Here is a 12,625-nt window from a genome sequence, read left to right as displayed (position 1 = left end):
GCCGGCACTACCGCGCGCGTCTCAGCCCTGGCCCGCGAACACGCGCTCCAGCACCTCGGACAGCTCGTCCTCCGAGAACGGCTTGGTGATGTAGGCCTTGGCGCCCTGGCGCATGCCCCACATGCGGTCGGTGTCCTGGTCCTTGGTGGTCACCAGGATCACCGGGATATGCCGGGTCGCCTCGTCGCGGGCGAGGGTACGGGTGGCCTGGAAGCCGTTGAGGTTGGGCATCACCACGTCCATCAGGACCAGGTCGGGCAGCTCGGCCTTGGCGGTTTCGACCCCGGCGGCGCCATCGGTGGCGGTCAGGATCTGGTGCCCGAGCTTCTCGACGATGCGCTGTATCCCCAACAGCTGCGACGGTGAGTCGTCGACGATCAGAATGCGTGCCATGTTGTTCCCCATGTAATGCCCGCAGTGTAGTGCGGGCCCATTACCGGCGGGAGGGCCACGTCTGCCGTCCGTCGCCTGCCTGCGACGTTCAGTCGATCCGCACCACGGTGCGACCCAGCGAACCGCCCGCCAGCATCCGTTCGAACACGGCAGGAAGGCCATCGAGGCCGACTTCGGCGGTGCAGATGCGGTCCAGGTGCTGCGGCTTCCAGTCACTCCCCAGCCGCGACCACACTTCCTCACGCAGTCCGCGTGGCGCATTGGCCGAGGACACGCCCAGCAGCGAGACACCGCGCAGGATGAACGGCATCACCGTCATGTCCAGCGTCGGACTGGCTGCCAGGCCGGCACTGACCACGCTGCCGTAGGGCACGGTCTGCGCCAGCAGGCTGGCCAGCATGTCGCCTCCGGCATTATCGAGGCCACCCCCGAAGCGGGCCGACTGCAGCGCGCCGGTGTCGGCCAGCGCGTCGCGCGGCAGTACCTCGGTGGCGCCGATGCTGCGCAGGAATCCTGCCTGGTCCGGCTTGCCGCTGACCGCGTGCACGCTGTAGCCGGCACGGCTGAAGATGGACAGCGCCAGCGCACCGACACCGCCGCTGGCACCGGTGACCGCCAGCGGGCCGAGTTCCGGGGTCTGGCGGTTGTCCTGCATGCGCAGCAGGGCCAGCGCCGCAGTGAAGCCGGCGGTGCCCAGCACCATCGCCTCGCGTGGGGTCAGCCCGGCCGGCTGGGCGATCACCGCGCGCGATTCCAGCCGCACGTACTGGCTGTAGCCGCCGTCGCGGGTCTCGCTGAGGCCGCAGCCGGTGGCCAGCACCGCGTCGCCTTCAAGCCAGTCCGGGTCGGTGCTGGCGACCACGGTGCCGGCCACATCGATGCCGCCCACCAGCGGGAAGCGGCGCAGGATCTTCCCTTTTCCAGTACCGGCCAGCGCGTCCTTGTAGTTGACCGAGGACCAGTGGGCGCGGATCAGCACTTGGCCGGGGTTGAGGTCGTCGACCCCGAGCCGGACCAGGCCGCTGCGGTAGCCGCCGTCGTCGTTTTCGATGCGGAAGGCGGTGAACGGGGTGGTGGGGGCCATCGGCGTTGCCTGACTTCGAGGAAAACGCCACCTTACCCCGTTGCCCCCCTTTCGATCCTGCCGATCCGCCCCATCTTGTATGATCGGTGATGGTTTCACGGCTGGCGGTGCGGGAAGGGCCCGCGCCGCAGCCCAAATCTTGATGGAGCGTGCATGGCCTGGAATACACCCGGCGGCAACAAGGGCGGACAAGGCCCCGAGGACAATCGACGCGGGCCGTTCGGGTCACGCGGCGGTGGCAATGGTGGTGGCTGGGGCGGTTTGCCCGGGCCGCTGAAGGACCTGTTCGACGGCGGCATCGTGCGTTGGGTGGTGGCAGCCGTGGTGCTGCTGGTGCTGTTCTCCAGCTTCCAGCTGATCGGCGAACAGCAGCGTGGCGTGGTGCTGCGCTTCGGCCAGTTCTCGCGCATCCTGCAGCCCGGCCCGAACTTCAAGCTGCCGTGGCCGATCGAATCGGTCACCAAGGTCAACGCCACCGAGATCAAGACGTTCTCGATCCAGGTGCCGGTGCTGACCCGCGACGAGAATATCGTCAACGTCTCGCTGAACGTCCAGTACCGCATCGACGACCCGCAGCAGTACCTGTTCGGCACCGTCGATGCCAACCAGGTGCTGGAGCAGTCGGCGCAGAGCGCCGTACGCGAGGAAGTCGGCCGCGCCGATCTCAACGCCGTGCTGAACAACCGTGGCCCGCTGGCCGTGGCCGCCGAGGAGCGCCTGCAGGCGCTGCTGAAGGCGTTCAAGACCGGCCTGACCGTGACCGGCCTGACCCTGCAGGATGCCCGTCCGCCGGAAGAAGTGAAGCCGGCTTTCGACGAGGTCAACGGTGCCCAGCAGGTCAAGGAACGCCTGATCAACGAAGCCCAGGCCTACGCCGCCAAGGTCGTGCCGGAAGCCCGGGGCCAGGCCTCGCGCGCCCGTACCACTGCCGAAGGCTACAAGCAGGCCGTGGTGTCCAAGGCCGAGGGTGACGCGCAGCGCTTCAGCCTGTTGCAGGCCCAGTACAAGGACGCCCCGGAAGTGACCCGCAAGCGCCTGTGGCTGGAGACCGTGCAGCAGGTACTGAGCGAGAACCGCAAGGTGATCGGTGGCGATGGCCGCCAGCTGATCTACGTGCCGATGACCGGCGATACCCGTCCGAGCACGTCGGCTCCGGCCGCAGTGGCCAACCCGGACGTGGTGATGCCGTCGCTGCCGGGTGCAGCGACGGAAGCTTCCCGTGATCCGGGCCGGCCGGTGGGCCGCCCGACCGGGCGACCGAGCGGCCGTGAGGAGGGCAGCCGATGAAGAGTCCTATCTGGATCGCCGTGATCGTGGCGGTGGTGCTGGGCCTGCTCGGCTCGGTGTACGTGGTCCGTGAGGACCAGACCGCCATGGTGCTGAACCTGGGCAAGGTGGTGCGTTCGGACATCAAGCCGGGCCTGCACTTCAAGGTGCCGGTGGTGGAAACGGTGAAGGTCTTCGACCGCCGCTTCCAGGTGCTCGACACCGCGCCGGCGCGCTACTTCACCGCCGAGCAGAAGGACGTCAGCGTCGACTTCTTCGCCATCGGCTACATTTCCAACGTGGGTGACTACTTCCGTGCCACCGGCGGCGATCCGCGCATCGCCAACGCCCGCCTGGCACCGATCATCACCGACTCGCTGCGCAACCAGATCAACTCGCGCACCCTGCAGCAGCTGGTCTCCGGCGACCGCAGCGAGCTGATCGCCGAGCAGCTGAAGGGGATCAACGAAGCGGTGGCCGGCCTGGGCATGCAGATGATCGACCTGCGCATCAAGCAGGTGGACCTGCCGACCGACAGCCAGGTGATCAACGACGTGTACGAGCGCATGCGTGCCCAGCGCAAGCAGGAAGCCGCAAAGCTGCGCGCGGAGGGCGAGGAGCAGTCGCTGACCATCCGCGCCCAGGCCGACCGTGACAGCACTGTGCTGATCGCCGAGGCCGAGCGTGATGCCCAGCGCCTGCGCGGTGAAGGCGATGCCGAGGCGGCCCGCATCTACGGCAAGGCCGGCTCGGCCGATCCGTCGTTCTATGCGTTCTACCGCAGCCTGGAGGCCTACCGTGGCTCCATGACCGACGGCAACGGCGTGATCGTGCTCGACAAGAACGACCCGTTCCTGCAGTACCTGAAGAACGACCGCTGAGGTCGCAGGGCAGTACCCCACGGGGCCCGGCCATATGCCGGGCCCCGTGCTTTTTCCGGAGTCCCCCATGAAAGATCTGTTTGCCGCTGTCTGCCTGGTCGCGGTGCTGGAAGGCCTGTTCCTGTTCGTCGCCCCGTTCGCCTGGAAGCGCATGGCCGAGCGCCTGCTGGACCTGCCCAGCCCGGCCCTGCGCAGCTTCGGTGGGCTGGTGCTGCTGGCCGGCCTGAGCCTGCTGTGGTGGGTGCGGCACTACCGCCTGCGTTCACATGCATGGCCCGGCTCTGGTGGATGCCAACCTTGGTTGGCGTTGCCGGCCAGCGGCCGGCGCGCCCGCCTGCGTTCACCTGCGTGGCCCGGCTCTGGTGGATGCCAACCTTGGTTGGCATTGCCGGCCAGCGGCCGGCACTACCGGGCGGGGCCTGAGTGGCCGGGACGACCGGGCGGGGCGGCTGACCGGCCGGTAAAGCCACCCGTCGGAAAGGTGGCACCCGACCCCGGAAACCCGGATAATGCACAAAAGCCGGACGGGCCTCCCCGTTCGGCTTTTTCCGTGTCTGGGCCTTCCATCGCCGGCCGCTCCCCGTTTGGAGCCGCCTTGCAGGTGCTGGCCAGCCCCGCCACGGTTTACCCGTCCGCGGCCCCGATGGCCGCAACAAATCGAGGAGCCCGTCATGGGTCAGTCTGTCGTAGTGTTGGGTGCCCAGTGGGGCGATGAAGGCAAGGGCAAGATCGTCGATCTGCTCACTGAGGAAATCGGCGCCGTCGTGCGCTTCCAGGGCGGCCACAACGCCGGCCACACCCTGGTCATCAACGGCAAGAAGACCGTCCTGCACCTGATCCCGTCGGGCATCCTGCGTGACGACGCGCTGTGCCTGATCGGCAACGGCGTGGTGATCTCGCCGGCCGCGCTGCAGAAGGAAATCGCCGAGCTGGAAGCCTCCGGCGTGGAAGTGCGGTCGCGCCTGAAGATCTCCCCGGCCGCGCCGCTGATCATGCCGTACCACATCGCCCTGGACCAGGCGCGCGAGCGCGCTGCCGGTGGCAAGGCGATCGGCACCACCGGCCGTGGCATCGGCCCGGCCTACGAAGACAAGGTGGCGCGTCGCGGCATCCGCATCGCCGACCTGCATTACCCGAAGCAGCTGGAAGAACTGCTGCGCACCGCGCTGGATTACCACAACTTCGTGCTGACCAAGTATCTGAACACCGATGCGGTCGACTTCCAGAAGACCTTCGACGAAGCGCTGGCCTTCGGCGAATACGTGCAGCCGATGAAGTCCGACGTGGCCGGCATCCTGCACGACCTGCGCAAGCAGGGTAAGCGCGTGCTGTTCGAAGGCGCGCAGGGCGCGCTGCTGGACATCGACCACGGCACCTACCCGTACGTCACCAGCTCCAACACCACCGTCGGTGGCGCGCTGGCCGGTTCCGGCGTCGGCGCCGATTCGATCGACTACGTGCTGGGCATCGCCAAGGCTTACGCCACCCGCGTCGGCGGTGGCCCGTTCCCGACCGAGCTGGACGACGAAGTCGGCCAGGGCATCCGTGACCGCGGCGCCGAGTATGGTGCGTCGACCGGCCGTCCGCGTCGTTGTGGCTGGATGGACATCGTCGCGCTGAAGCGTGCCGTGGCCATCAACGGCATCAGCGGCCTGTGCATCACCAAGCTGGACGTGCTGGACGGCATGGAAAAGCTGAAGGTCTGCATCGCCTACGAATACAACGGCAAGCGCACCGAGTACGCGCCGCTGGACGCGCAGGGCTGGGAAGAGTGCACGCCGGTGTACCTGGAGTTCCCGGGCTGGAGCGAGAACACCCACGGCATCACCAACTGGGACGACCTGCCGCCGGCTGCGCGCGCCTACCTGCGTTCGCTGGAAGAGCTGGCCGGCTGCCCGATCAGCATCGTCTCCACCGGCCCGGACCGCGACCACACCATGGTCCTGCAGGATCCGTTTGCCTGAGGTAACGCCGGGCGCTGCCCGGCGTAGGTGACAGGAAAAGCCCCGCGCAAGCGGGGCTTTTTCGTTACTGTGTCAGCGGGGTCGGCGAGGAAGCAAAGCGATGACCAGGATGTCAGCGTGAAGGGCGAAACGGCCGTGCGGATCACCCTGTGGGTGTTGTGGAGCCTGTGGGGCATCGCCTGCCTGGTACTGGTGCTGGGCGCGGCAGCCAATACCCTGGCTTCGCGCACGCAGACGGTGCCGTTGGTGCTGAGCCCTGGCGCAACCGCCCAGATCACCGTCTACCGCCTCATCGATGATCAACTGCGGCTGCGCCTGCGCTATGCCGCGGACGGTACGGACGCTGACCCCGAGGTGCTGCTGCGCATCGAAACTCCGACCGATCATGGAGACTTCCGCGCAGGGGAGCGTTCGGGAGTGGCCGGACAGGGCATCAATCGTGGGCTGGCTTCGGTTGAGTCCAGCGGCCTCATGGCGTCCTACTTCGGCTATGGTCGCGGCGATGCATTGCCACGCGGCCGCTCATGGGTGCGGCTAACCGTGCTGGAGGTGGACCCGGCGCTGGCCGATCGCGCGGCCACCGTCGAGCTGCAGCCGCCACTGGACCTGTTGAAGCTGACTGACCTGGATTATGTCTGGTTGTGGCCGTTCTTCTTCTGGAAAGTGGCGGCACTGCTCCTGCTGATTCCAGGAGCTGCCTTGGCGGTGTTCACGTTCACTTTGCGGCGCTGGCAGCACCGGGCTTCGAAGCAGGCGGATTCAGCAGTGGATACGGATTGATCGATTCCCCCTTCCACCACTGCTTCTCCGGCCCCAGCACGTGCACTTCAAAGTGCAGATGCGGAGCCTCGGCACTGGCGTTGCCGGTGCTGCCGACATAGCCGAGGACGTCTCCGCGCTTGATCACCTGCTTCTCCGCCAGGCCATCGGCGTAGCGCTGCAGATGCGCGTAGTAGTAGCACCAGCGGCCACTGGGCTCGAACTGGTAGATCGTCAGGCCACCGCGCTCGCTGTTGAACAGTTTTTCCACCGTGCCATCGGCCACTGCCAGCACCGGCGTACCGGCGGTGGCCATGATGTCGATGGCATCGTGCACGCGGCCTTCGCTACGCGCATCGGTGAACGTGTCGCGCAGCTGGGAGGCCAGGACGCCCTGTACCGGCAGCAGCAGACCCGACGGCGCATCCGCAGTCCGCGCGGCTGACGGTGCGGTGGCGGCGGGGGCAGGGGCCGTGTCGAGCGGCGCTACCGATCCCTTGGCCGGCGCCACAGCGGCTGCCGGTTGTGCTTCCGGCAGCGAGGCGGCTACCGGCTCGCCTGCATCGCGGCGCAGCCACCAGCCGGCCCCCAGTCCCAGCAGCACGCCCAGCACGATCAGCTGCGAAAGACGCATCGGCTCACTCCTGCATCACCACGGGGACGGAGGTATCCACCGCATCGGCCACGCGCAGCGCATCCCAGTTGGTCATGCGCACGCAACCATGTGACTCGGTCTTGCCGACATGGCCGGGCTCGGGCGTGCCATGCAGGCCGTAGTGTGGCTTGGACAGGTCGATCCAGACCCGGCCGACTGGATTGTTCGGGCCCGGCGGCAGTGTCGCCTTCTTTTCGCCCTTGCGCGCATCCCAGAACAGCTTGGGGTTGTAGTGGAACGGCGGGTCGCGATACACGCCCAGGATCTTCCATTCGCCGATCGGCAGCGGATCATGCTGGCTGCCGGAGGAAACCGGCACCTGAGCGATCACCTTGCCTTGCGCATCCAGCAACTGCAGGCTGGAATCGGACTTGTCGACGACCACCTTGGCCGCCTTCGGTAGCGGCGATGGTGCGATATTGGGCACCTGGATGCGGTTGCCCGCCTTGCTCAGATCCACGCCCGGATTGAGCAGCTTCAACAGCTCAGGGGATGCGTGGAAGCGTTCGCCCAGCGACTCTTCGACGTTGTTGAAGCCCAGCGATTTCAGTTTGGCCTGTGCGGCGGGGCCCTTCGGCACCGCCTGGAACGGCCCGGCGACATCCTCGCTGGTCAGCGTGTAGCTGGCCAGGGGGGTGACCGTATCAGCCTGCAGGGCCTGCCAGGTCGCGTCGTCCAGTTCACCGGTGACGGTCAGGCCGTGCGCCGCCTGGAAACCCGACACCGCGCGCCGCTGGTTGCTGCCCACTTCACCGTCGATCTGGCCGGGCGAGAAATTCGCGCGATCCAGCAGCACCTGGGCATGCAGGGCGGAACGTGCTGCGGTGTCCGGTCCGGCCTTCTCGGCGATGGGGGCGGGCAGTCCAGGCGGCGGTGCCTGCGCGAACGCCGGCGATGCCAGCAGCGAGAGAGCGAGCAGGGTGGATCGGTACACGGGTAATGGCATTGGGAACTCCAGCAGATGACGCCACCACCTTGCCTGCAGGCCGCGCCGAGCCGCCGTGAAAGAGATCTGACGTCTGCATGAGCAGTCGGGTCGTTGCGCCACCGTCCCCGCGCGGGTGCCGCCGGCCAAGGGCTCACCAAGGTGAATGGTGCCCCACGCCATTGGCGGTTGGCGATCAAGATTGCCTGGCGGGCCGCCGATAACGCCACATCCCCCCGTTTTGGATGTACCGATGAACTACTTGAGGAATGTCAGGGTTGCCTGGCGTCTTGGGCTGGGCTTTGGCCTGTTGCTGCTGTTGGTTGCGGCCGTGGTGGCCACCGGCGCCACCGCCAGTGTCGTGCAGAAGCGCGCGATGCAGCAGGTGGTCGATGTCAGCGTGGCCAAGGTGCGCCTGCTCTCGCAGATGCTCGATGCCAACAACCAGATGATGGTCGTTCGCCGCGAGATGCTGATCCGCCAGGGCGATGACCGTGGCCATGATGAGCAGCGCATCGCCGATCTGGTCAAGCGCTATGAGGCCAGTTGGACCGCCTACCAGGCGCTGCCCAGCGACGCCGAGGGCAAGGCCATTGCCGAAACCATCGCCGCCAAGCGTGCCATCGCGCGTCCGCTCAACAAGCAGACCAGCGAACTGATGGAGCAGGGCGACTACCCGGGCGCCGTGGCGCTGACCCTGGGCCCGGTGCAGGAAGCCGCCAACGGCTGGAACAAGGCGCTGTCCGATGGCGTGGACTTCGAAGAGAAGGAAAGCCGTGAGGCGGCCGCCGAGGCGATCCGCCTGGGCGAGCGCAGCCTGCTGCAGTTGCTGGTGCTGGGCGGCGTCGCGCTGCTGGTGGGCATCGCCGCCTCGGTGATGATCGGGCGCAGCCTGACCGGCCCGCTGGCCCGCGCGGTGAACCTGGCCGAGCGCCTGTCCAAGGGCCAGCTGGATCAGGAGTTCCGCCTCGGCGGCCGTGACGAACTGACCCAGCTGGGCGAGGCGATGGCCAGCGTGCGCCAGAGTGTGCAGGCGGCGATCGGCGCGCAGCTGCAGATGGCCGAACAGCACGAGGAGGGTGCGATCCGCTACCGCATGGACGCCAGCGCCTTCCCCGGTGATTTCGGCCGCATGGTGCAGGCCACCAACAGCCTGGTCGAATCGCACGTGCAGGTGGAACTGCTGATGGCCGAAGTGATGCAGCGTTACGCCATCGGTGACCTCAGCCGCGACCTGCCGGACTACCCGGGCGAGAAGGGGACGCTGACCCGCACTCTGGCCGCAGTGAAGCAGAGCCTGATGGCGATCAACGCGCAGATCGATGCACTGGCCCGGGCCGCGCGCGCCGGTGATTTCAGCATGCGTGGCGATGCTGCTGCGTTCCAGTTCCAGTTCAAGGCGATGGTCGAGCACCTCAACGGCATGATGGCCAGTTCGCAGGCCAGCATCGCTGATGTCTCCGATGTGCTGCGTGCGATCTCGCACGGCGACCTGACTGCACGCATGGACGGCGAGTACGACGGTGTATTCGCCCGCATGCGTGACGACGCCAACACCACCACCGCGCAGCTGACCGGCATCGTACGTGGCATCCAGGTGGCCGCCGACAGCATCAACAACGCGGCGCAGGAACTGGCCGCCGGCAACAACGACCTGTCGCGCCGCACCGAGCAGCAGGCCGCCAACCTGGAAGAAGCCGCCGCATCGATGGAGGAACTGACCTCGACTGTGCGCCAGAATGCCGAGCTCGCTCGTCAGGCCGACAGTGAAGCGCACGCCGCCGGTGCCGCCGTACGCGAAACCGAGCAGGCGATGGCGCAGATGGCGTCGGTGATGAGTGAGATCGATCAGTCCTCGGCACGCATCTCGGAAATCTCCACCGTGATCGACGGCATCGCGTTCCAGACCAACATCCTGGCGCTGAATGCTGCGGTTGAAGCCGCGCGTGCAGGTGAGCAGGGCCGTGGTTTTGCCGTGGTCGCCAGCGAGGTACGCACGCTCGCACAGCGTGCCGGTGTCGCCGCCAAGGAGATCAAGGAGCTGATCGAAGACGCCGCTGCCAAGGTGAAGAGCGGCCTGGCGGTGACCGTTGAATCGGAAGCCGCGATCGCCCGCGTGGCCCAGGCCAGCTCGCGCACCACGCAGCTGATGAGCGACATCGCAGCGGCCAGCAAGGAACAGGCCGCCGGTATCGAGCAGGTCAACCAGGTGGTGGTGCAGATGGACCAGGTGACCCAGCAGAACGCTGCGCTGGTGGAAGAAGCCACTGCCGCCAGCCGCGCGCTGGAAGAACAGGCGCATGCGCTGACCACGTCGGTGGCGGTGTTCAAGGTGGAGCAGGGCGCGCGCATGCCCATCGTGCCTGCGCAGGCGGCGTAAGCAACCTGCGACTGGATGTTGGATGACGCCCTGCATCGCGATGCCCCGCATGCAGGGCACCGCATGCACGCCACCGGTCGGTGCCGCTGGCTAGCGGCCGCGCGCGGCGCGTTCGATCAGCCAGCCCGCTGCGTACAGCAACAGCAGTGTTGGCGGAACCAGTACTGCATACGCGGTCGACCAGGGTTTGCGGTACAGCAGGCTGCCTGCGCCGATGGCATCGAGTGCAGCAGACTGCAGGGTGATGGGGAGCGACATCAGGATATAGGCCCCCTTCGGGTCCGCATCCGACTGCGCGCCGTGAACCAGCCATGCGGTCAACAGCAGGTAGACCACGCAAAGCGCAAGACCGGTCCAGCTCAGTAATCGCCGCATCTTCATCCGCACGCCTCCGTTCAACGGACGTCGAAGTGAGCCTGCAGAGGCAGGCTCACATTCCGCAGCAGATCCCTGACCACCACCTGCGCAGTCCACGTGCCTTTCGGATCACTGGCCTCGGCCACGAACTTCAGGTGCAGGTTGGTCATGTACAACAGGGTTGGCGGGCCGGGCAGGGCAGCGGTGAAACAGGGAACATCGCGTTCGTCGATGCTGGTAGTGCCGTCCGGGCGCAGCATGCGCAGATCGCAGTGCACCTTGGGTACGCGGTTCTCATCCAGTTGCGGGTTGGACAGGAATGTCAGCAGGAACAATTCACCGCCCGGGTGGACTTCGTCGGCCTGGGTAAAACCGGGAGTGGTCTCTGGTGGGGTTTCCCACTTGGCCCGCCAGTCGGCATCGGAGGTGACCAGCAGCGATGCCGCAAAGCCACCGCTGGATTTCATGGCATCGGTCTCCGGCATCGCCTTGCCTGCCCCGTTTATCCAGCCATCGTTGGCGGAACTGTTCAGTGGCAGCATCATGACCATCATGGCCAGCGCGTAGGTCCATCGCATCAGAGGCTCTCATTGGCAGCCGCGTCCCGCGGCAGAGCGGGGAGTATCGCTCAACCTTGACCGGCAAAGCAGCAGGAGAGCCGGAGCGAAGGTTCCGCTGCCTGCCGATGTGGGCGATGCTTGCCAGCAAAGGAGGTGACATGGGAATCGGGAGCGAGGAAAAGCCGGGCTGTGATTCAGCATCACCCACGCCGCAGCACGTGCTGATGCTGCCCGGGCTGGATGGCTCCGGCAGGCTGTCGATCCCGTTTCTGTCAGCACTCCAGGCTAATAGGCTGACGACGCAGGCGATTACGCTGCCTGCGCAGGGAGGGCAGGATCACGCCACGCTGGCCCAACGGCTGTGGTCGCAGCTGCCCGGCCATCCCTTCATCCTGCTTGCCGAGTCCTTCTCGGGCCCGTTGGCGGTTGAACTGACCACGCGACAGCCCGCCGGGCTGCGCGGACTGGTGCTTGCCGCGACCTTTGCGCGTCGGCCGGTGCCATTGCCGGCAGCCAGCGCAGCCCTGCTGACGCCGACCTGGCCTCTGCCTCCCGTGGCGTTGCTGGCGGGCCTGCTGCTGGGGTGGTGGCGCACCCGCGAGCACCTGTCGATGCTGCGCGATGCGCTGGCCCGGATTCCGGCGGCCACACTGCGGCGACGCGCCGCAGCGACCCTGCGCGTCGACGTACGCGCATTGCTGCCGGCAATCGACGTGCCGACGCTGTGCCTGCACGCGTGCCATGACCGCCTGCTGTGGCCGCCCAGCGTGGCAGAACTGCAGGCCCTTTTGCCGGATGCCCGGCATGTTTCGCTGGAAGGGCCGCATCTGCTGCTGCAGGCACGCGCTGACGCAGCCGCAGCCGAAGTTGCCGCGTGGATGAGGACGCTGTCGCCCTGATCGAAGGACTCAGCCGCGCGCGCGGGTACGCGCGGCCTTCTTCGCTGCCACCTTGCGCACGGTCTTCTTCGCCGCACGTGTCTTCGCCGCCTTCTTCGCTGCAGCACTGCGCGAGGCGGCTGTACCGGCCTTCTTGGCCGCTGTCTTCTTTGCGGTCTTCTTTGTGGCTGTCTTGCGAGCCGGTGCCTTCTTTGCCGCCACCTTCCTGGCTGTCGTCTTCTTCGCAGGGGCCTTCTTCGCCGCCGTCGCCTTGGTCGTGGCCTTCTTTGTGCCCGACTTTCTGGCAGGCGCCCTCTTGGCAGCCTTCTTGCTGGTCGCCTTCTTCGTACCCTTGCGCGCGCTGCCGCTACGCTTGCCACCACCATCCTGCTTGTTCACGGTCGCCCAGGCAATGCGCTCGGCGGTGCCTTCGCTGGCACCGCGCTCGCGCTCGCTTTCCTCGATGTGCTCGGCCTGGCGCTTCTGTTTATCGGAGTATGCGGATTTGTCACCACGGGGCATG

General features: G+C 67.0%; 14 protein-coding genes. 7 read left to right on the top strand and 7 right to left on the bottom strand.

The window, feature by feature from the left end; all coding sequences use genetic code 11:
* Positions 1-21: 21 nt before the first annotated feature.
* Together pilH and AC5P6X_RS18645 are read right to left on the bottom strand one after the other, a co-directional pair.
* The gene (pilH, locus tag AC5P6X_RS18650; protein WP_005410644.1) at positions 22-393 is read right to left on the bottom strand and encodes a twitching motility response regulator PilH; all 372 of its coding nucleotides are present in this window, start codon (positions 391-393) and stop codon (positions 22-24) included.
* An 88-nt stretch (positions 394-481) separates the two neighbouring features.
* Positions 482-1,477, bottom strand: a complete 996-nt coding sequence (locus AC5P6X_RS18645; protein WP_329757030.1) for a YhdH/YhfP family quinone oxidoreductase — start codon at positions 1,475-1,477, stop codon at positions 482-484.
* A gap of 153 nt (positions 1,478-1,630) precedes the next feature.
* On the opposite strand from AC5P6X_RS18645, the gene hflK reads away from it, so the two are divergent.
* The 5 genes from hflK to AC5P6X_RS18620 all read left to right on the top strand — a co-directional run bounded on the left by hflK (position 1,631) and on the right by AC5P6X_RS18620 (position 6,368).
* On the top strand, positions 1,631-2,764 hold the full coding sequence (gene hflK / locus AC5P6X_RS18640) for an FtsH protease activity modulator HflK (protein WP_005414168.1): 1,134 nt from the start codon (positions 1,631-1,633) through the stop codon (positions 2,762-2,764).
* The gene (gene hflC / locus AC5P6X_RS18635) at positions 2,761-3,624 is read left to right on the top strand and encodes a protease modulator HflC (protein WP_005414169.1); all 864 of its coding nucleotides are present in this window, start codon (positions 2,761-2,763) and stop codon (positions 3,622-3,624) included. Before hflK ends, hflC begins: the two co-directional genes overlap by 4 nt.
* Before the next feature lie 34 nt (positions 3,625-3,658).
* The gene (locus AC5P6X_RS18630) at positions 3,659-4,339 is read left to right on the top strand and encodes a DUF2065 domain-containing protein (protein WP_425524694.1); all 681 of its coding nucleotides are present in this window, start codon (positions 3,659-3,661) and stop codon (positions 4,337-4,339) included.
* Entirely contained in the window at positions 4,296-5,588 is a 1,293-nt protein-coding gene (locus AC5P6X_RS18625; RefSeq protein ID WP_005410639.1) for an adenylosuccinate synthase, read from the top strand. The genes AC5P6X_RS18630 and AC5P6X_RS18625 overlap by 44 nt, the downstream gene beginning before the upstream one ends.
* A gap of 117 nt (positions 5,589-5,705) precedes the next feature.
* Positions 5,706-6,368, top strand: coding sequence for a hypothetical protein (locus AC5P6X_RS18620; protein ID WP_049450955.1), 663 nt, complete (start codon positions 5,706-5,708; stop codon positions 6,366-6,368).
* Here the strand turns inward: AC5P6X_RS18620 and AC5P6X_RS18615 are convergent.
* Positions 6,304-6,981 carry a M23 family metallopeptidase gene (locus tag AC5P6X_RS18615; RefSeq protein ID WP_043034524.1) on the bottom strand — a complete coding sequence of 226 codons (678 nt, stop codon included), beginning with the start codon at positions 6,979-6,981 and terminating at the stop codon, positions 6,304-6,306. The genes AC5P6X_RS18620 and AC5P6X_RS18615 overlap by 65 nt on opposite strands.
* Positions 6,982-6,985: 4 nt before the next feature.
* Positions 6,986-7,948 (bottom strand): L,D-transpeptidase family protein, encoded by a 963-nt coding sequence (locus AC5P6X_RS18610; protein WP_005410636.1) that lies wholly within the window; start codon positions 7,946-7,948, stop codon positions 6,986-6,988.
* A 232-nt stretch (positions 7,949-8,180) separates the two neighbouring features.
* On the opposite strand from AC5P6X_RS18610, the gene AC5P6X_RS18605 reads away from it, so the two are divergent.
* A complete protein-coding gene (locus AC5P6X_RS18605) occupies positions 8,181-10,307 on the top strand; it encodes a methyl-accepting chemotaxis protein (RefSeq protein WP_108270176.1) in 2,127 nt (708 codons plus the stop codon).
* A 90-nt stretch (positions 10,308-10,397) separates the two neighbouring features.
* Here AC5P6X_RS18605 and AC5P6X_RS18600 read toward each other — a convergent pair whose 3' ends face one another.
* Both AC5P6X_RS18600 and AC5P6X_RS18595 read right to left on the bottom strand, forming a co-directional pair.
* On the bottom strand, positions 10,398-10,688 hold the full coding sequence (locus AC5P6X_RS18600; protein ID WP_049450953.1) for a hypothetical protein: 291 nt from the start codon (positions 10,686-10,688) through the stop codon (positions 10,398-10,400).
* A gap of 14 nt (positions 10,689-10,702) precedes the next feature.
* Positions 10,703-11,242 carry a hypothetical protein gene (locus tag AC5P6X_RS18595; protein ID WP_049450951.1) on the bottom strand — a complete coding sequence of 180 codons (540 nt, stop codon included), beginning with the start codon at positions 11,240-11,242 and terminating at the stop codon, positions 10,703-10,705.
* Between the two features lie 140 nt (positions 11,243-11,382).
* Here AC5P6X_RS18595 and AC5P6X_RS18590 point away from each other — a divergent pair, with 140 nt between their 5' ends.
* Positions 11,383-12,123: an alpha/beta fold hydrolase gene (locus AC5P6X_RS18590; RefSeq protein WP_049450950.1), complete on the top strand. Its 741-nt coding sequence runs from the start codon at positions 11,383-11,385 to the stop codon at positions 12,121-12,123.
* Between the two features lie 9 nt (positions 12,124-12,132).
* On the opposite strand, the gene AC5P6X_RS18585 is transcribed toward AC5P6X_RS18590, so the two are convergent.
* Positions 12,133-12,624, bottom strand: a complete 492-nt coding sequence (locus AC5P6X_RS18585) for a hypothetical protein (protein WP_049450948.1) — start codon at positions 12,622-12,624, stop codon at positions 12,133-12,135.
* Between the last annotated feature and the right edge of the window lies 1 nt (position 12,625).

The sequence above is a fragment of the Stenotrophomonas sp. YJH_SMC_40 genome, assembly GCF_059368615.1.
The sequence above is the reverse complement of the archived record's forward strand: the minus strand, read 5'-3'. Positions and strand labels throughout refer to the sequence as shown.